Annotated in this window: 19 protein-coding genes and 2 pseudogenes; 2 read left to right on the top strand and 19 right to left on the bottom strand. The window is 37.5% G+C overall.

What is annotated here, in order from left to right:
• The 3 genes from JZO71_RS12535 to JZO71_RS03405 all read right to left on the bottom strand — a co-directional run bounded on the left by JZO71_RS12535 (position 1) and on the right by JZO71_RS03405 (position 2,217).
• Positions 1–132, bottom strand: a complete 132-nt coding sequence (locus JZO71_RS12535; protein ID WP_277988587.1) for a hypothetical protein — start codon at positions 130–132, stop codon at positions 1–3.
• 166 nt (positions 133–298) lie between these two features.
• Positions 299–1,420: a tRNA 2-thiouridine(34) synthase MnmA gene (mnmA, locus tag JZO71_RS03410; RefSeq protein ID WP_206898194.1), complete on the bottom strand. Its 1,122-nt coding sequence runs from the start codon at positions 1,418–1,420 to the stop codon at positions 299–301.
• A 185-nt stretch (positions 1,421–1,605) separates the two neighbouring features.
• Positions 1,606–2,217 carry a metallophosphoesterase family protein gene (locus JZO71_RS03405; protein ID WP_206898193.1) on the bottom strand — a complete coding sequence of 204 codons (612 nt, stop codon included), beginning with the start codon at positions 2,215–2,217 and terminating at the stop codon, positions 1,606–1,608.
• A gap of 158 nt (positions 2,218–2,375) precedes the next feature.
• On the opposite strand from JZO71_RS03405, the gene JZO71_RS03400 reads away from it, so the two are divergent.
• Positions 2,376–3,146: a hypothetical protein gene (locus JZO71_RS03400; RefSeq protein WP_206898300.1), complete on the top strand. Its 771-nt coding sequence runs from the start codon at positions 2,376–2,378 to the stop codon at positions 3,144–3,146.
• A gap of 303 nt (positions 3,147–3,449) precedes the next feature.
• On the opposite strand, the gene JZO71_RS03395 is transcribed toward JZO71_RS03400, so the two are convergent.
• The 15 genes and pseudogenes from JZO71_RS03395 to JZO71_RS03325 all read right to left on the bottom strand — a co-directional run bounded on the left by JZO71_RS03395 (position 3,450) and on the right by JZO71_RS03325 (position 17,888).
• A complete protein-coding gene (locus tag JZO71_RS03395) occupies positions 3,450–4,457 on the bottom strand; it encodes a sugar kinase (RefSeq protein WP_206898299.1) in 1,008 nt (335 codons plus the stop codon).
• 10 nt (positions 4,458–4,467) lie between these two features.
• A pseudogene (locus tag JZO71_RS12530) lies at positions 4,468–4,788 on the bottom strand (KDGP aldolase); the annotation flags it as partial.
• A gap of 22 nt (positions 4,789–4,810) precedes the next feature.
• Positions 4,811–5,329: pseudogene (locus JZO71_RS12525) on the bottom strand (KDGP aldolase); the annotation flags it as partial.
• A 24-nt stretch (positions 5,330–5,353) separates the two neighbouring features.
• Positions 5,354–6,448 (bottom strand): DgaE family pyridoxal phosphate-dependent ammonia lyase, encoded by a 1,095-nt coding sequence (locus JZO71_RS03380; protein ID WP_206898192.1) that lies wholly within the window; start codon positions 6,446–6,448, stop codon positions 5,354–5,356.
• The gene (locus JZO71_RS03375; RefSeq protein WP_206898191.1) at positions 6,432–7,544 is read right to left on the bottom strand and encodes an amidohydrolase/deacetylase family metallohydrolase; all 1,113 of its coding nucleotides are present in this window, start codon (positions 7,542–7,544) and stop codon (positions 6,432–6,434) included. Before JZO71_RS03375 ends, JZO71_RS03380 begins: the two co-directional genes overlap by 17 nt.
• Positions 7,545–7,553: 9 nt before the next feature.
• Positions 7,554–8,642, bottom strand: coding sequence for a DUF871 domain-containing protein (locus tag JZO71_RS03370; RefSeq protein WP_206898190.1), 1,089 nt, complete (start codon positions 8,640–8,642; stop codon positions 7,554–7,556).
• The gene (locus tag JZO71_RS03365) at positions 8,639–8,902 is read right to left on the bottom strand and encodes a hypothetical protein (RefSeq protein WP_206898189.1); all 264 of its coding nucleotides are present in this window, start codon (positions 8,900–8,902) and stop codon (positions 8,639–8,641) included. The genes JZO71_RS03370 and JZO71_RS03365 overlap by 4 nt, the downstream gene beginning before the upstream one ends.
• 70 nt (positions 8,903–8,972) lie before the next feature.
• Positions 8,973–10,316 (bottom strand): PTS sugar transporter subunit IIC, encoded by a 1,344-nt coding sequence (locus tag JZO71_RS03360; RefSeq protein WP_206898188.1) that lies wholly within the window; start codon positions 10,314–10,316, stop codon positions 8,973–8,975.
• 178 nt (positions 10,317–10,494) lie between these two features.
• Positions 10,495–11,196 carry a GntR family transcriptional regulator gene (locus JZO71_RS03355; RefSeq protein WP_206898187.1) on the bottom strand — a complete coding sequence of 234 codons (702 nt, stop codon included), beginning with the start codon at positions 11,194–11,196 and terminating at the stop codon, positions 10,495–10,497.
• Between the two features lie 446 nt (positions 11,197–11,642).
• Positions 11,643–13,085, bottom strand: a complete 1,443-nt coding sequence (locus tag JZO71_RS03350; protein WP_206898298.1) for a glycoside hydrolase family 1 protein — start codon at positions 13,083–13,085, stop codon at positions 11,643–11,645.
• 22 nt (positions 13,086–13,107) lie between these two features.
• Entirely contained in the window at positions 13,108–14,967 is a 1,860-nt protein-coding gene (locus JZO71_RS03345; RefSeq protein ID WP_206898186.1) for a beta-glucoside-specific PTS transporter subunit IIABC, read from the bottom strand.
• Between the two features lie 125 nt (positions 14,968–15,092).
• Positions 15,093–15,941 carry a BglG family transcription antiterminator LicT gene (gene licT, locus JZO71_RS03340; RefSeq protein WP_206898185.1) on the bottom strand — a complete coding sequence of 283 codons (849 nt, stop codon included), beginning with the start codon at positions 15,939–15,941 and terminating at the stop codon, positions 15,093–15,095.
• A 283-nt stretch (positions 15,942–16,224) separates the two neighbouring features.
• The gene (locus JZO71_RS03335; RefSeq protein WP_206898184.1) at positions 16,225–16,971 is read right to left on the bottom strand and encodes a class A sortase; all 747 of its coding nucleotides are present in this window, start codon (positions 16,969–16,971) and stop codon (positions 16,225–16,227) included.
• Between the two features lie 95 nt (positions 16,972–17,066).
• Positions 17,067–17,393: a nucleotide pyrophosphohydrolase gene (locus JZO71_RS03330; RefSeq protein ID WP_206898183.1), complete on the bottom strand. Its 327-nt coding sequence runs from the start codon at positions 17,391–17,393 to the stop codon at positions 17,067–17,069.
• A gap of 36 nt (positions 17,394–17,429) precedes the next feature.
• Positions 17,430–17,888, bottom strand: a complete 459-nt coding sequence (locus JZO71_RS03325; RefSeq protein WP_206898182.1) for a MerR family transcriptional regulator — start codon at positions 17,886–17,888, stop codon at positions 17,430–17,432.
• A gap of 88 nt (positions 17,889–17,976) precedes the next feature.
• Here JZO71_RS03325 and JZO71_RS03320 point away from each other — a divergent pair, with 88 nt between their 5' ends.
• Positions 17,977–18,693, top strand: a complete 717-nt coding sequence (locus JZO71_RS03320; protein WP_206898297.1) for an SDR family NAD(P)-dependent oxidoreductase — start codon at positions 17,977–17,979, stop codon at positions 18,691–18,693.
• A 402-nt stretch (positions 18,694–19,095) separates the two neighbouring features.
• Here the strand turns inward: JZO71_RS03320 and JZO71_RS03315 are convergent, their stop codons facing one another.
• Positions 19,096–19,467: a winged helix-turn-helix transcriptional regulator gene (locus JZO71_RS03315; RefSeq protein ID WP_206898181.1), complete on the bottom strand. Its 372-nt coding sequence runs from the start codon at positions 19,465–19,467 to the stop codon at positions 19,096–19,098.
• Between the last annotated feature and the right edge of the window lie 191 nt (positions 19,468–19,658).

Genomic DNA, 19,658 nt, shown 5'->3' with positions numbered 1-19,658 from the left:
TCACATCACTCTACTTTTCTGTGAGTGAACAACAAAAATAGCTACTCCTAAATTAGGAGTAGCTATTTTTTCTTTTTTGTTACTTAAAGTAATCATTATTGCTTGCTCAAAACGATGTACATTGTTTTTCAACAAACCTTCCTTATCTTCTCGGAGCCAAACGATTTGAGCCGAAATCACTGATATTCGGTGCTCTCAAATCAACTTCTTGCGATAGCTCTTGTTTGTTCAAAGCTACCAAACTACTTTCAAACAACATTCCTTATCCTCTTGGAGTTAAACAATTAGCCCGCAACCTTTAGATATATTGCAACACTTTCGCTTCTTGGAAAGCATTATCAATTAAGCCGCCACCCAAACATTCCATCCCATCATAAAAGACAACTGCTTGCCCTGGTGTGATTGCACGCACTGGTTCATCAAAAATGACTTCTGCGCGGTTGCCAGAAAGTAAACGAACTGTTACAGGAACATCTTGTTGACGATAACGGAATTTCGCTGTGCATTTGAATTCTTTTGGCATTTCATTGTTGGTTGTGAAATGAATTTCACTTGCTTCAAGACTTGTTGCATACAATGCTGGGTGATTAAATCCTTGGCCAACATATAACGTGTTTGTTGTCAGATCTTTTCCTACAACAAACCATGGTTCTTGTGTCTTTCCACCGCCACCAATTCCTAATCCTTGGCGTTGACCGATTGTATAATACATTAAACCAGCATGTTGTCCCATGACTTCACCATCAAGCGTCACCATGTTTCCTTTTTTCGCTGGTAAGTAATTACTTAAAAATTGTTTGAAATTCTTTTCTCCAATAAAACAGATCCCTGTTGAATCTTTTTTCTTTGCTGTCGCTAAGCCAGCACGTTCAGCAATGGCACGTACTTCTGACTTTTCCATACCACCTAGCGGGAACATTGTTTTTGCTAATTGTTCTTGTGACAATTGGCTCAAGAAATAGGTTTGATCCTTGTTGTTGTCCACACCACGAAGCATGTGAACGACACCATTTTCATCACGAGAAACTTGTGCATAATGTCCAGTTGCTACATATTCTGCCCCTAAATCCATTGCGTAATCTAAAAATGCTTTAAACTTGATTTCTTTATTACACATCACATCTGGATTTGGCGTCCGTCCTGCACGATATTCTGCTAAGAAATATTCGAATACTCGATCCCAATATTCTTTTTCAAAATTTACAGAGTAATAGGGAATCCCGATTTGCGCCGCAACCTTTGCAACATCTTTGTAATCTTCCGTTGCTGTACATACGCCGTTTTCGTCTGTATCGTCCCAATTTTTCATGAAGATACCGACTACATCATACCCCTGTTCCTTTAGTAAAAGTGCTGTTACTGATGAATCGACTCCGCCGCTCATCCCTACGACAACGCGTGTTTTGCTGTTGTCTGTCATACTATCACCATCATTTCAATTAGATTTTCTGAAACATCTACGAGTTGAAGGTCGCAACTTTTCAGTGCTTTCCATTATACGTCATTTTTTTGAAAATTTCATCTCTTTGTTCTTAAGTTTTCACCAAAAATAATTTCAACAACTCGCAATCAAAAAATCATCGTTTTATATAAAATGAACTTTTCTTATAATCGTTTGATTTTTGTTAGTTCTTCTTGCTTTGCTTGAAAAATCTCATCAATATTTGCTTCTGATAACGGCGAACCAAATGGCAATGCTTTGGCTAATAGTTCTCTTTCCGGAGCGTCCACACCAACATTTACATCGTTTCCAATTGGAACACTGTAATTATGGATGTGCCCATGCAAATTACGGACCGCGTCATTTTGTCCCAACAGTAAAGGATAGTGCGTTAAATAATATTGATGGTGATTAAATTTAACGATTGCGCCGACATCATGAAAATAAAACTTCTTGTCTTGATTCATCATTCCAGGATCATTTTTTTCTAAATAACGAAAAAAAGCTCGGCTATCATGGTTGCCTTTAATAAAATGGATTTTCCCATTTAATTGTTTCACTTGTTCCAGTATTTCTTGACTTCCTTTTTCATATTGGGGGTGCATAGCAAGATCGCCTAAATGATAAACGGTATCTTGCTCTTTTACGATAGCATTCCAATTATCAATGAGTTGAGCATTCATTTCATCGACTGTTTTAAATAAACGTGGAGCAAAATCATTTTGTCCTAATAGGGCCTTATGAAAAAAATGAAGATCACTAATAAAGTAATTCATGTTCTCGCCTCTTTCTAATCTTCTCAAGTTCTCTTTATTTTAGCGTTCTTTTGTTAAAATCACCAAAGTTAGAGCCAAATAAAGAGAAGTTGTTTTTCATTCATGCTAAACTGAACGTAGCTATTGCCCAAACTAAACAAGAGAGAAAGGTGAACATTATGACGATTTCATTCACTGGAACAATCAAAAAAGACCAAACAATTATCGAGTTAGCTGATGGACAAGGGACCTTAACAATTTCAAGTAAGAAAGTGGCACCTGCTGACAACTCTTTTAAACTGTACTTCCAAAATCGCCATTGTATTGGAATTGATTTTGCACCTAAAGAATTTGATACGCTCATTTTGGTAACGCTCCCTTGGGAAATGGAAGCAAATTATTTAAGCCATTCCTTTTTAGCACTTGCAGAAGAAAACCGCTTACCCATTTCAAAACCAAAGGAGACTGCAAAACAAATCCCTGCAAATGTTTTACCAAAGATCGAGGAAACACGTGAACAATTTTTACATTTATTAACAACACTTGGTTACTTCTTCTTGCCAGCAGAAACAAAGAAAAAGAAACCCGCCAAGGCACGTCATCGATGGACAAAAGAAGTCAGTGAAATTCCTTTTACCGTTCATTTTCGTGGGAGTAAAGCTACCCTTTACTGGAAAAGTCGAAATGAAATGTTAGTTAAAAAAGGAGCAACCATGATGGCAGAAGCCCCTCTCAATAAAGATGGCTCGGTGAGTTACGCTGCAAAGTATGGTGACAAATTACGTGCCGATCATCAAGAAAACATTTCTGGTAATAAAACAACTGCTGATATTATTTTGAAAAGTGTCAATGAAGTAAGTTTGTTTCTTTACTTTGGTGGGACAAACAGTTGGCTGGAAATTCTGGATGAGAACGGGAAAAGTCTAGATGAATGGACTAGAGTAGATTAGTTCTCTTATACAAACACTTGAAAGAAAAACTAGCATCAAAAATAGCAAAACAGGGGCTGTGACAAAAGGATTGTCGCAGCTCCTGTTTTTGAATAAGCCTAAATTTCACAAAAATTTGAGGAACAATTTCTGAAAATTTATTCTTATTTGTTGAAGTTGAGCACTTCTTTCCCAACCTTTTTCTCGGTGTTCACAAAACAACTCCTCGTAATAATTCACAATTGTCACAAAATATGAAAGGCTATTTTTGTCAGTTGGTCTTTATTTTTTCGGAGCTGATTGCTTGGCGCCACAACCTTTTTCTTAACGAATCAAATCTGCTTCTGGATGTTCCAGTAATTGCTTGACTTGTTTTCGCGTTGTTAGTGGCACATCCCCTTGGATTGCGTGCGCAAGTCGTGCATTAGCAATGGCAAATGCCACAGTTTCTTCCAAGGACCAGCCTTCAGCAAAACCAAGTATAATTCCCGCAGCATACGCATCGCCAGCACCAATTCGATCTAAAACTTCCAATCGTTGCTTAGGTAATTCGAATGCGTCTGTTGGCGTCATCAAATAGCCACTCAAAAATTTTTCATGATCAAACACTTGACGTTTTGTCCCAGCGAACCATGTAATATCATAATGTGCTAAAAATGATTGGATAAAAGCTGTTTCATTTTCTGTAACGGAGACTTCCGATTTCCATTGCATCAACTCAACCAAATCTCGGGTCGAACCAAAAACAATCGTACAATAAGGTAATATTTCTTCGTAACGCTGTTTCATTTGTTCTTTTTTCCCTAGTTCTTGATTTAAACTTGGACGAAAATTGAAATCAAAACAAACGATTTTCCCTGCTATATGTGCTTCTTTTGCCAACGTAATCGCCGTTTGCGCTGTAATCTCAGTCAAACTCAAACTAATTCCGCAGATATGAACCATATCCACTTGTTCAATGAATCGCTTCACATCATAAGTTTCGATTGAAGACAAACTAAACGAACTACTTTTCCGGTTTTGGTAAGTAACTTCGGTTGGTCTTGCCCCGAATCCCATCTCTGCAAAGTACGTACCGATGTGTTGATGTTGTTGAATGATATATTCTGTTTGAATGCCTAAACTTTTTAAATTAGCTAACGCAGCTTTTCCTAAACGATTGTCAGGTAAAGCCGTCAACAAATAGCTTTCCATTTCAAAATGTGCTAAATTTCCAACCAGATTCACACCTGTTCCCGTATATGCCATTCGCAACGTATGTGTTTGTTCTAATTGCAAATGTTCTGGAGGCGTCAAGCGTAACATCACTTCACCATATGCACCAATCTTCATTTTTTTCACTTTACTTCACCAGCTTCTCCATCATTTCCAATAACGTTTCAACATCTTTGACTTTTGTATCGCCTGTTTCTGAATCAATAATTGAGCTATAAACATGGGGAATAATTTTTTTCACGCCAGCATCAACGGCAATCTGCACGATCTCTTCGAAATTCGTTAAATCAATACCACCTGTTGGCTCCAACGCAAAATCGAATTTTGCACAAGCTTTTGCAACTGCTTGATATTCTTCTTTGTGCGCAAGCCCCTTCATAGGGAAATATTTAATGGATGTTCCACCCATATCTTTTAACAACTGAATAGCTGTTTCAATTGGTACTTCAACAAGCTTTTGCAACTGCTTGATATTCTTCTTTGTGCGCAAGCCCCTTCATAGGGAAATATTTAATGGATGTTCCACCCATATCTTTTAACAACTGAATAGCTGTTTCAATTGGTACTTCAGCTGCAGGTGCTTGTGAGCTTAATGGCCCAGTCGCGATATTGACATAGCCCACTTTTCCAGTCGGTGACACAAGACCATTTACAACGGTTTCTTCTTGTTGTAATAATGCTCGTGAAGCACCTACCCCCGTAAATACTTGGTTCACATGTTGTGGTTGCAAAACAGCTGATAATCTTGAAACCATTTGACTTTGATTGGGATCACCCGCACCTAAGCCAACGGATAAAGCATTCTTTGTTGCTTCTTGGTATTTCTTCATGTCAGCAATGGCTGCTTCATCTGTTTCATAGTTTTTTGAAAGAACGCCTAAAACAATATGACCCTCGGCAGCTTCATAACATGCTTTTGCATTTTCGACAGAGTTTGCTAAAACGTTTAAACAAATTCGATCGGCTAAATAATTTGGACTAAGTGACATTTTCATTCTCCTCATCAATTGGTTTTAGTTTAAAATTTCCGTTAATCGTGTAACGATTTTTAGCATTTCAGCTTCAGTTACTGAACGAATATCAAATTCGATCACACCATTGTTTGCCTGATATTCCCGAGTATAGATGGCAGGATCCTTTTCCTTCAATTCAGTAATCACTTCTTTAGCTGACTTTTCACCTGAAACTTTGATGCTTGCCCGATAAATATCTCGACCAGCGCCATCCTGTACAATTTTCGCTTCAATGTTTGGCAATTGGTTTATCGCATCAACAAAAGGAACTAACCTTTCTTTCATTGATGCTCCTGTTTCACTTCCTACAAGTAAATAGTCCTCAACTGCTTGGGTGAAGCCTAGTAAGTTATCTTTACCGATTTTCATCGCACGTCCGATTCCTTTACTTTGTAAACGAACCCATTCCACATACGTTTTCTTACCAATCACTAAGCCAGCACTAGGCCCTTCAATTGCTTTCGCACCGGAATAAATCACTAAATCGGCACCTAGTTGACTATAAGTAAACAAATCTTCTTCTGCTGCTGCATCGACAATTAAAGGAAGATTATGTCGATGTGCCACCGCCACAGCTTCTTGCACGCTCAGCATACTTTTTTGAACAGTATGATGGCTTTTGATATATAAAATGGCTGCCGTTTCTTCAGTAATCATCATTTCAAGATGATCAGGTGTACACATGTTAGCATAGCCTGCCTCGATAACTTGTCCACCACCTTGCTCAATCATTACTTCAACAGGAGTACCGTAATCAACATTATGTCCCTTGGGTAAAATGATTTCTCGCTTGGTAATTTTTTTAGTATATGGATGGTACACGTGATAGGCACTTCCTTGCCCAATAATGCCAGCAACTGATTGTGCGATCCCAGCTGAAGCACTCGAAACGATTTGAGTATCTTCGACTTGCAGTAGTCCAGCCAAGTAGCTCCCTGTTTCTTTTACCAATTCACTCATTTCAAAAAAGTGTTCACCGCCAAAACGTTGCGCTTCCATCACTTTTTCCGAAACCTTTGATACACCTAGAATAGTCATCTTGCCGGAAGCATTGATGACTTCTTTTAAGTGGAATTTTTCATAACTGACAGTCATAAATTTCCCCTCCAATAATGGTTTTGACTGGTTTGATTTGACTATTCGTCGTTCGAGTAAAACCATTGGAATCTGTTAACACTTTTGGTTCTTCTAGAAATTCAAAAATCGTTAGATCTGCATCAAACTGTTCTTTTAACTGTCCTTTATTTGCTAAGTGAAAGTTTTCCGCAGGTGCCTTTGTTACTTTTTCAATGATTTCTTCCCAAGAATAGCCAATGACATGTAACTTTTCCATTGTAGTTGCTAAATCATAAACTGGTCCATTTTCACGATTACGAATATAAATATCCGTACTAATTGATGACGCTTTGATGTTTGCCTGTTGCGCGACTTCTGCCACATGAAAATTAAAGCTATCTGTCCCATGACCAATATCAAAAATGATTCCTTTCGCAAATGCTTCTTTGGCAATTTCTTTGATATCATTTGATTCTGAATCAAGGATACCATTACTTTTTCCATTGAAACAGTGGGTCAAGACATCCCCTTTTTCCATTCTAGTTAAAACATCAGCTAATTCTGGTGGTGCTGAACCAATATGAACCATTAAAGGCAAATGTTGATTTTCATTTTGGATTTTTTTGGCTAAATCTAATGGGGTGATACCATTTTTTCCTACCACCGTTTTGCTCATTCGTGCCTTGATTCCAACAATAAATTCAGGAAGTTCATTAATTTTTTGCTTCACTAATGCTTCTTGCACTTTACTTAAGTCAGCTAGTTCGTCTTGTGTGACAATCCCCCATTTAGAAATGTTCAACAGCGCATAGACATTCGTTTTTGCTTGCTTAGCATAACTGTAAAATGTTTCAATATTTTCTGCACCAGTTGTTCCGGCGTCAATAACAGTCGTCACACCTTTTTCAACACCGATTTTATCTGGGTAGTCATAATAAAGCGTCATTTCTTCAAAGCAATGTACATGATCATCAATCCAACCAGCAGATAAATACTGCTGTGAGGCTAAGGTCAATGTTTCTTTCGTTTCTCCTATAATTTTGGACGCAATTTGACTGATTTTTCCATTTGCGATACCAATTTCAAAGGAAGGACCTTTAAGTTCTTTTGCATTTTTTATTACTAAATCAAACATGGCGACACCCTACTTTTCAATAAATTTAAATTTTGACCAAGGATGGATAAATGGCAATAAAATAAGCTCTTCTTCACGAATTGTCCCTACTTTATTTTTTCTTGGATCACTATGAGGCTCTAAAACAACTTGTAACTCATTTTTGTATTTGCCAAATTGATCATTACCAATCACAACGTCGCCCACTTGGAATTCAAAACTTGCATCATGAACAGGGTTGCTTTCATTTTTATATTTTTTTCGTACTTCAGTGGAACGAATCACCTGATTCGTAATATCTCCACGGCGAACATGCTGTTCATTCAATACGATTTGACGTTCTACTTCGTTTACTTCTGATACGAATTCAATCGCAAAAACACTTTGATAACGATCAATCTTGCCTAAAGCTTGCAGCTCTTCTTCTGAAGCATACGCATTTCCGATAATAACGTCATCAATCAAATCTGTCGCAAATAAATGTTTTGCAGCAACGTCAACAGGCAAATGACGATGCATTTCTAATGTTGGTAACCCATCGTTGATATCCCAAGGACCAATTTCTCCAACTTGCGAAGTAATGAATGCCGCTGTGCGAATGCCTTGACGTTTAAAACGTTGGCTACATTTTTCAAAAAATTCAAAAGGTAAAGCCGTACCTTCCTGAGGATAAAAATTATGACAACCATATAAGAATGGTGTATTTGCTTGATAAGTCAAAATGTTATCTAAGTAAGCAACATCATTACTCATATTTAATTCGATTGCTAACTCATAAGGATTATACGTTAGCATTGCTTCCTTATTTCCATCAAAGCCTAGATCTAAACGAATGCCGTCCGCACCTAATTCGTGGAAGAAGCTCAAATCATCATAAGAAATGCCAAGCTGTTCAAAAATCGTTGGTGCAACATCTAAAATCGTTTCATAACCAAGTGATTTGGCGAAAAAAATCAAATTTTTGAATTTTTCTTTGACAACTTCACTTTCTTCATTGATTTCTAACATACTCATAAAAATTCGACGGAAACCATAGCGATGTGCCAGTTCAATATAAGCACGATCTGTTTCACTGTCACTGTGATCTGGATAAACTGAAATACCTAAAACTCTCTTCATACTTCTTCTCCTCGTTCCATTTTTTCAAATTTTTTTCTGTACTTATAAGCAATACTTGTGGCAAAAAGAATGGTCACAATTCCCACAAGTTGATGTAGACCAGCAAAAAGCCCACTCAAAATAATCACAGCTGAAATACCAATGATTGCAATAACTAGAAAATAACGTAGTTTCATCTGTTCCATTTTTTGAGGTAATCCTTTTTTTTCCAAATAAGTATGTGCGACAATCAACACAACTATGCCAACGATCAGTTCCATTTTTTCACCACCGTTCACTTTTTCTAATTCAATTGAATAAAGGGCAGGACTGCATCCCGCCCTTCGTTGTTTATTGTTCTTGCGTGATTCCAGTATTCAATACTTCTTGTGTTGCTTGTTCTTGTGCATGTTCTTCAGCTTCTCTTGCTAGCTGTTGTTTTTCAAATACTTTAAAGAATGGATAGTAGATTCCTAACGTAATGAAGAAGTTCACTACTACTAAGATCCCTGCGGCTACGCTCCAATTCGTACTCATCCAAGCAGCAATTGGGGCAGGCATCGCAAATGGTAAGCGTGCAACCATCATTGGAACAACTCCACTGATTGTTAAGACATAAGATAAAGTCGTTGTGATCAATGGTGCTACGATAAATGGGATACCTAAAACAGGATTCATCACGATTGGCGCACCGAAAATCACTGGTTCATTGATGTTAAATAACCCTGGAAGAATCGATAATCGTCCTAAACTCTTCAAATATTTTGATTTTGAGAACATGAACAACACGACTAAAGCAAGGGTTGTTCCAGCGCCACCAATCCAAATGAACCATTGTAAAAATTGTTCTGTGAAAATATTTGGCATGTTTTGCGCACTTGCTCCAGCATTGAATGCATCAATGTTTTCAGCAATTGAAATATCCCAAAATGGACGAATAACTGGTCCCATGATTGCTGGACCATGAATCCCTAACACCCAGAAGAAACAGATTAAGAAAACAGTTAGTAAACCACCAAACAAGCTATTACCAGCTAGAATCCCTTTTAAAGGCATCAAAATTTGACTTAAGAACCCATTCAAATCAAACCCTAACATATGACGAATGACCCAGAAGAAAATCAAGATCACCGCACCTGGGATCAAAGCGACAAATGAATTGGTTACTTCAGGTGGCACACCATCTGGCATTTTGATGGTAATTTTCTTTTCAATAAAGAAACGATAAATTTCTACAGAAATAATGGCAGTTACGATTGCACCAAATAATGAACCTGAACCTAAATTAGCAATATTGATATAACGTCCTGCACCAATCACGTTATCCACATCTTCAAACACACGTGTTGGTGGTGCTGCAACAATCAAAAATGACATTAGTGCTAAAATTCCGGCTGTTAATGAATCGACTTTGTAGCTTTTTGCTAATGATGAAGCAATCCCAAAAGTCGCATATAATGCTAAGATCCCTACAGTATAACGAAATGGAATATCTAAAATTTCTCGGTATGGTTCGATCACTGCAGCAACTGATTCGATTGGAATATTTAACAAAATAGTGAAAAATGAACCAACAATCGTTAATGGCATTGTTGCGATGATTCCCTTTCTGATTGCAGTCATGTGTCGTTGTGTTCCAATTCGATTGGCTACTGGCATAATCTTTTGCTCAATGATGCCTACAAATTTATCCATGTTGCTCCCCCTCTAGTTACTTTTTGTTGTTATAACATTATAATGTTTACACAAAGAGAATAACACATCTCTTTCGCAATGTAAACGCTTTTTAGAATTCAAAAAAAGAAAAAGTGAAACGATTGACGTTCCACTTTTTCTTTTTGGGTTACATTCCTTACTTTTTGCTTCAGCACAATTACGTTTCGTAGTCGATATGGTAAGGATGCAAGGCCGTGTGATAAATAGCTTCTGAATACTCCACTAGCTGACCATCTTCTGTCAATGAACGTCTGATTCGTTTCATTCCTAGCGGTTCATTTGTTTTCAAGATTTCTTGTTCTTCTTCACTTAAAAATACCGCAGAAAAATCATCTGAAAATCGATCAATTGCATAACCTTTTTGAGTTAACAAACGATACAAAGATTCTTGATGGAACATTTTTTCATCTAGCTCGGTAACTGCTTTGGGCAAATAATGTACAAAATAAATATATGGTTTTTCATTGAGGTAATACAATCGTTTGAATCGTACTGCGTGATTTCCAAAAGAAGAAAATAGCGGATCTTTCTCAGCTAAATCAATTGAAGTAAGCTCTAATGTTTCTTTGCGTACCTCATGTTGTGAGTCTTCTAAGATTTGCGTAAAACTTGCTGCTTTCGATAAACGATTATAGGGACGATTACTTAAAACTGTTGTACCACGTCCACTTTTCTTTTCCACATATTCATCAGAAGCTAGCAATTCGATCGCCTTGCGAACAGTGATTTTACTTACTTGAAACATTTCTTCCAATTCATTTTCTGTCGGTAACATGGAGCCTACAGGATACCTTCCAGAGAAAATATCTGCTTTGATTTTGTCTGCAACTTCTAAGTATAATACCCGCGTTCTCTTCATAGTTTCACCCTTTATTTTACTCTTAGTAAAAGAATAGCATATAAAAAATAAAATACAAAAAGAAGAACATAAAAGTCTGGGATCTAGTAGATTTCCCAGACTTCTTTATTGTATAAACAGCAGTGATTCTGTTTTTCTTTTTGAATCATTTTGGAAAAAGTTTTGTCAATTGGAGTTGAGTATTTATGTTGGAGCATCTATTCGCGGTGCTCCAAGTAACTCCTTCAAGATGAGCCTGAATTTCTCAAAAATTTACGGAACAATTTTCGGTAATTTATTCTTATTTATTGGAGCTGACCGCTTGGCGCCACAACCTTATCCACGGTGTTCACCAAGCAGCTTCTCTCAATAACTCCCAACTGTTCAAAAATATGAAAAGCTATTTTTACCAGTTGCTCTTTATTTTTTCGAAGCTGACCGCTTGGCGCCACAACCTTTTCACAACTTTATACCCTTTCACCATTCGTCTTAATAACATCCTTATACCAATCAAATGATTTTTTCTTTGAACGGTTCAACGTACCCACACCATTATCATCCAGATCGACGTAGATAAATCCATAACGCTTGCTCATTTCACCAGTAGAAGCACTCACCAAATCAATACAGCCCCACGGTGTATAGCCCATCAAATCAACACCATCTGCCACCGCGTCCGCCATTGCATCAATATGTCGACGCAAATAATCAATGCGATAGTCATCATCAATCGTTCCATCTGGATTGACTTCATCAATTGCACCTAAGCCATTTTCTACAATAAACAATGGCTTTTCATAACGATTATATAATTCGTTCAATGCAATTCGAAGACCGTCCGGATCAATTTGCCATCCCCACTCACTTGCTTCCAAGAATGGATTTTTGACTCCACCTAATAAATTACCAATTGATGTGTCTGCTTCTGGACTAACTTCATCCACTGCACTAGACATGTAATAGCTAAAGCCAATATAGTCGACAGGATATTGTTTCAGCAACTCAAAGTCCTCCGCTGCTTGCTCTAAAAGACTAGCATCAACGCCATATTTTGCATAAGTTCGAGAAGTATACGCTGGATATTCCCCGCGAACTTGCACATCCGTACAAAAGAAATTAAATTCTTGATTTTGGACCATTGTTGCCACCTGATTCACTGGGTTCGAGTCAATACTATAAGTGGTAGCATAAATAATCATACACCCAACTTCAATGTCTGAACGTAATTCATGCGCAAGCTTAACTGCTTTACTGCTAGCAACAAATTGATTGTGCCACGCTTGGAAAATATTTTGATAATCTGCTGCCCCATTACTTTTAACAAGACCTTGACTTAAAGCAGGAAAGTGAAAAGCTGAATTGATTTCATTGAACGTCATCCAGTATTTTACTTTTTCGTGGTAACGAGTCAAGACTGTTTCTGCAAAGCGTTCGTAAAAAGTAATCAGTTCGCGATTTTTCCAACCACCATATTTTTTGGCTAAGTTCAACGGCATTTCATAATGAGAAATCGTGATTACAGGCTCAATACCATACTTCAAACATTCATCAATCAACTGATCATAAAAACGTAACCCGGCTTCATTTGGCGTCAACTCGTCTCCTTGAGGGAAAATGCGTGACCAAGCAATTGAGAAGCGATAACATTTGAAGTTCATTTCTGCAAATAAAGCAATATCTTCTTTAAAGCGATCGTAATGTTCGATTCCTCGATGATTTGGGTAAATATATTTTTCTTCATCAATCGTCCAATCAAAGTCTTCACTACCAATAATCGCAAATCTTTGCTTTCCACCCGGCATTGCATCAGCAACGGATAAGCCTTTACCATCACGATCAAATGCACCTTCTAATTGATTCGCAGCTGTTGCGCCGCCCCATAAAAATTCTTTTGTAAAACGTGTTGTCATCATTTGTATCCCCCTAATATCTTTATTTTACAATTGCTAAAAAATCCTCAGTCGAAATAATTTCTTCTTGATCTAGTTCCAAAACATCAGTAAATTGATCGGTATTCGTAATCACAATTGGTGTTACGATACTGTAGCCCGCAGCACGAATCGCGTCAATATCAAATTTCACTAATAGGTCTCCTGCTTTCACTTGGTCCCCTTGCTTCACAAACGTTTCAAAACCAGCACCATTTAATTCCACCGTATCCATTCCAATGTGCATCAAGATTTCAATTCCATCAGTCGTTGTCAAGCCAACCGCATGACCAGTTGGAAAAATCGTAGTGATTTCACCATCTGCTGGTGCAAGAAGTTCTCCTTTTTCTGGTTCAATCGCGATTCCTTTTCCCATCGCACCGGATGAAAAGACCTGATCGGCTACCTCACTTAATGGTAACACTTTTCCTGTCAATGGACTCTTTAGATTATGACGACCAGAAGAAAGTGCTTCTCCTGCTGTAGCCTCCGTCTTCTTTGTTTCTTCTGCAGGATCTTCAAATCCAACCAATAAAGTTCCTACAAACGCAAGAATGAACGAAATTCCTGTCGCAATGATCGCCATCGTTACATTGGACTCCACACCATCAACTGTACTAATGAATGATGGAATCGTTAGCAAGCTGACTAATCCACTAGCAAATGATTTTACACCTGCGAAACCGATTAATGCACCACCGATACCACCAGAGACACAAGCTACGATAAATGGTTTTTTCAATGGTAATGTTACACCATATACAGTGGGTTCTGTAATCCCAAATAACGCAGTAATTGTTGATGAAATACCTAACGAACGTAATTTACTATCTTTTGAACGAACCGCAACAGCTAATGCTGCACCACCTTGTGCTAAAACAGCTGGTAATAACATCGGCATCAAAATATCATAACCAAATTGATCAATATTCAAGAACATGATTGGTACAAATCCCCAATGCATCCCAAACATAACAAAGACTTGCCAAAAACTTCCCATGATCAAACCAGCAACAATTGGACTAAAACCATAAATCGAGTTGAATAGACTACCCAGTGCATTCCCAGCAACGGTTCCAATTGGCCCTAAAGCTAAGAAAGTCAAAGGAACCATTACTACCAAAATAATCAAAGGAACTAAAATCATTTGTAAAAATTGTGGAATGATTTTTTTCACAAGTGGTTCAAATTTACTTTGCACCCAAACAGCCAAGATAATTGGGATAACAGAAGAGGTATAACCAGATGGTGATAAAATAACCGAAATTCCAAAGAAATCTAATGCTGTTCCTGCACCAGCTGCCGCCGTGATTGCTGGATAAACCAATGCCATCGCAATGGCTACTGCTAAAAATTGATTTGTTTTGAATTTTTTAGCCGCTGTGAAAGCCAACATTACTGGTAAAAACGTGAAAACCCCATCCGCCGCTGCAAATAAAATCTGATAAGCTCCGCTATCTGCAGCTAGCCAGCCAAGAACAGTTGCCAAAGATAGAAATCCTTTTAAAACTCCGGCTGCTGCCATCGCACCCAAAAACGGTGTAAAAATACTTGAAATAATATCAATAAACTTACTTAAAACATTCCCTGATTTCTCTTCTTCTGCTGACTGATCCGCCAAACCTTCTTCATCCACAATTGCTTGATAGACATCAGCCACATTGCTGCCAATCACCACTTGGTACTGACCACCACTTTGGACAACTTGGATTACATCCGGATCATTCTTTAATTTTTCTGTTTCTGCAATCGACTCATCTTTCAATTTAAAACGTAATCGTGTTGCACAATGGACTAGACTATTGACATTTTTTTGTCCCCCGACTGCTTCCCATACACGTTTACCAACTGCTTTGTTATCCATCTCTTCTTCCTTCTTTCTACTAAATTTTGATAAAATAAAAAACCTAGATTGAAAAAACGGCCACGAATTGCTTACTCGTGTCCATATTTTCAATCTAGGTTTTGCCTGCCTGACAGTAACAATCCTTATGATTGGATCTGTTTTTCATTCACTACACGTTGAATATGAATCGTCAAATAGATTTGCTCTGCAACTTCCATTTCTTGTTGTTGCGTATGAACCAAGTAATCATTGATTCGTTGCACACAACGAAAAGCTTGTGGATATTTTCCCTGAACTAATGCGTAAAGAAACTCATCTTTTTCGTCAGAATTTTCACCTTTTAGATAACGTTGTGCAAAAAATTGCAGATGTGTGATGATTCGCTGATAATTCAATGATTCTTCATCAAAAACGACACCAAAAAATTTACTAATGATACTTAAGATATCACGTACCATGGTTGTTGCAGTCATCGTCACTTGCATATCACCATTTCCTTGCTGGCTATTCACAAAATGAAAAGCGATAAATCCCGCTTCATCTTCAGGAAATTCAATGCCAGTTTTTTCTTCAAGAAAATGCAAGGCTTCTTTAGCAACCTGATACTCTTTAGGATAAAACTTTTTTGTTTCAAATAATAACGGATTTGGTAATTGGATTTTTTCTTTTGCTCGCCCAATCGCGTAATGAACATGGTCCGTTAGTGTTAAATAAATATTCGGTGAAAAGTTCACAGCCAATTTTTCCTCTGCTAAGTCAACAATTTGCTTGACTAATTCGACTTCTTCAGAAGGAATGTCAGCCATTAGCTGTTGAAATTGGCTTCTCGAAAAAGAATCTTTGAGTACAAACTCTTTTTGGATTGCTTCAGGTGAAATCGAATCGCCAGGCCTCTTTTGAAATGCCAATCCTTTGCCCATGTAGACAATTTCCTCACCTAATTCATTTTTCGAAATGACGACATTATTATTCAGCACTTTTTCAATAATCATCTCGTCTTCTCCTTTCCAAAAAATAAAAAAAACCTAGAATTCGCCTGTCAATCCACAGCTGAATTCTGGTTTTGCCTGCCGAGCAGTAACAATCCATTTCTTAACTGAACTTATGATAACACTTTCTTTTTCTCTTTGCAACCCCTTCCAAGTTTTTTTATTTTGACTTTCTTCTATTGTTAGCCGTTGACAACGGTTAAAACAAAAAAACTGAGAACCTGCGCTCTCAGTTTTTAAACTTTTCTATTCTCCCCCAACTCTCACACTTTTACTAGTTTTTGCATTAAAAAGTTTTTGTTTCTAAATGAAAGGCTTGTTTCATTTCATCTGTTGCATCTTTCATTGGCGTTACTTTTTCCAATGCTCCTTGTACAACCAAACGAGTTACTGCATTGTTATCTCCACAAGTAATCAAGGTCACAATTTCTTTGCCATCTACTACATCTAATAGCTCGGTTTCTGTTGGTGCCACTTTTTCTTTGAAAAAAGCTTTATACGTGTACACATTTTCTAAATCAGTCAAATAAATCGTTGCCCCCATTGAAAGGTTTTCTAAAGGAGTGAACAATAGCTCTGGATTGGTGGAGCGATGACTAGCCAACGCATAATTTCCTTTTCCCATTTGTTGATCAGGTGATAAAGTTCCTGCACCGTACAATAACGCTGTGTTTGAGAGGCCCTTAAAAATCGGCAAGTTAATCGACACAGATGGAACTGCCACACTAGCTATCACTGGCAAGTCCTTACTTTCTGAACTGGCCTCTGCTCGAATCACCCGTTCAGAACTCATTGGTTCAACTGCATCAAAATCAAACGTTGTTTCTCGGTCATTATTTTTTTGTAAATCTTCTTTCGTTACATTGGCTATCGCGTATTGATCACCAGTATTCTTAACAAAAAAATCTTTGATTTGTTCATTAAAAATCAGAGCAATTCCTACTAGCAAGAGCAACAACAAAAGCAAATTCATCAACCATCGTCTCACTCGGTTGCCTTTTTTCTCTTTATTCGTGTTTTTGTCAGTCGCCATTTTACGACCTCCTCTTCCCACACCATATTTTCTTCATTTTAATGGATATACCTACTTCTGTCTATCATTCAATCATAGATTACTATCCATTCTCTTTATAGTTCCGTGTATTTTTCGCGCTTGCCTACACTCTTTTCGACAGGGTATTTGATATTATTTTTGATTAACTTTTCTTCGATGATCTCATCCAAATCAAAATTGAGATTGTCTGCTAACATGTACGAATAGATTAAGACATCTGCTAGTTCTTCCTTGATTCGTTCCACTTGATTTGCTGTGACTTCCTCAGGTTGTTTCCATTGGAAAAGCTCTAGTAGTTCTGAAGCTTCCAAAGAAATCGAAATTGCTAAATCTTTTTCGTTATGAAATTGTCGCCAATTCCGATCATCACGAAATTTATTTACTTTTTCCATACTGTTCATCTGTCAAACCTGCTTTCTTTTTATCACTAAGTTTATTTAGTAGACAATCTTTGATAATTGATTTTCATATTCTTGATGCCATTTTTCGCTGACTTGTCTTGTTCCTGGTTCAAAAAAAATTGTTTCTGTTCCAACTTCATTTGCTTTTTGATAATACCATTTCTTCCAACGTAAAAAAGCCAAATTAGCTTCTAATACTTGGATTTTTGCTTCTAAAATCGTTTCTTGCTCCACGATAAAAGCGTAACGATCAGGCAGTGTTCCATCCCCTTGCATGCACCACTCCATGAATGTTGCGATATCTTTTACTGAAATAGCTGATTTTTTTAAACACTCAATGACATTCAAGTAGCCTAAATCATCTTCGGTAAATACACGTCGCCCCGCGGAATTTTTCTTCACGAATGGTAACAAACCTTCTTTATCATAATAGCGTAAGGTATCTGTTGATAATTGATATTTTTCAGCAATTTCGCCAATTGTATAAGTTTTCATTTTTCCTCCTTGACTTGGAGCTAACTCCAAGTTGTATACTACGTTTATCTTAACAGAAGAAAGTAGGAAATGAAATGAATAACCCTTAATCGTGATTACTGGAGCAAGCTCAGGCTTTGGAGCAGAAATCGCTAAATTATTTAATAAAGAAAACTATCCCATGTTATTATTAGGTCGCCGTACAGAAAAAATTTATGCTTTACCGCTTGATTTTGATCAAGTCCTTGTCGACTCTGTCGATGTGACCGATGAGCAAGCTTTTAAAGCCAGTATTGCCGTAGCAGAAGAAAAATTTGGAAAGACTGATTTATTAGTAAATAACGCTGGTGTGATGTTATTAGGAAATGTTCAATCACAGTCTCCATTGGAATGGAAAACGATGATGGACACAAATGTTTTAGGTGTGTTAAATGGTATGCAAGCTGTATTAGCAGATATGGTTGAAAGAAAACACGGTACGATCATCAATATGTCTTCATTAGCTGGACGTAAAACTTTTACAAATCATGCCGCTTATGTTGCCTCAAAATTTGGTGTCCATGGCTTAAGCGAAACGATTCGCGAAGAAGTTTCAAAAGATAATGTTCGTGTAAGTTTGGTCGCTCCTGGCGCTGCTGAAACAGAGTTATTAACTCATGTTACAGATACTAGTGCTTTGTCAGATTATCAAGCATGGAAAGAAACAATGGGCGGAATTACCCTTGACCCTGTCCATGTCGCAGAAGTAGTTAAATTTATTTATGATATGCCACAAGAAGTGAATATCAGAGAAATTGATATTGCGGCAACACGCCAAGATGGCTAATCATTCCGATAATAAAAAGGTTGGAACCAATGGTTCCAACCTTTTTTTATGCAAGGAATAGCTTCTTCAAAATAAGTCTAAATTTCAAAAAAATTTGAGGAACAATTTCTGGAAATTTATTCTTATTTATTGGAACTGGGCACTTCTTTCACAACTTTTTCCTCGGTGTTCCCAAAACAACTCCTCCACATAGCTTTCATCCACTTCAAAACATGAGGTACTGTTTTGAGTGACTGCTCGCTATCTGTTCGGAGCTGAACGTTTTGCGCTACAACCTTTTCTACGGTGTTCACCAAGCAACTCCTCGCAATAACTCTCAACTGTCCAAAAATATGAAAGGCTGTTTTCGTCAGTTGTTCTTTATTTTTTCGGAGCTAAACGCTTGGAGCCACAACCTTTTTCTTAATAATTCAAATAACCCCCGTGCGTATGTAAAAGAGTAACTGATTTACCTTCTTCTTGCTGTTTCTCAATTCGCTCTTCACCCCAAACAGACATCGCAACCAAAATCTCCCGTAATGATTTTCCTTCTTCTGTTAATGAATATTCTACTTTAGGAGGCACTTGATTATAGATTTTTCGATGAACGATACAGTCTTGCTCTAACTCACGCAGTTGTTGTGTCAACATTTTTTGGGTAATCGTTGGGATTTTCCGCCGGAGTTCACCTGTTCGAATGGCTCCATTTCCTAAATGGCAAAGAATAATTGGTTTCCATTTTCCACCAATCACTTCCAAAGTTGCTTCGACACCAATATGATAAATTTTTTCCATTGTCTTACTCTCCTCCAAAAAAGATACGTCCAAATACTAGCACCTTCTAACCACTTTTCAAAGCAAAAAACTTTTTGCAAGGATTATAAATTGGCAATCAGTGTCTTAAATGAAAAATGAAAATTTTCTAATGGCGCAATGAAGTGATTTTTTTCGCGTACTTACGCAAATGTTACCAAAAAGTGCCTATT

It is taken from the genome of Candidatus Enterococcus courvalinii, from assembly GCF_017315945.1.
Lineage (GTDB): Bacteria > Bacillota > Bacilli > Lactobacillales > Enterococcaceae > Enterococcus_B > Enterococcus_B courvalinii.
Note: the sequence above shows the minus strand (reverse complement) of the source record. Positions and strands in the feature narration are given on the sequence as shown.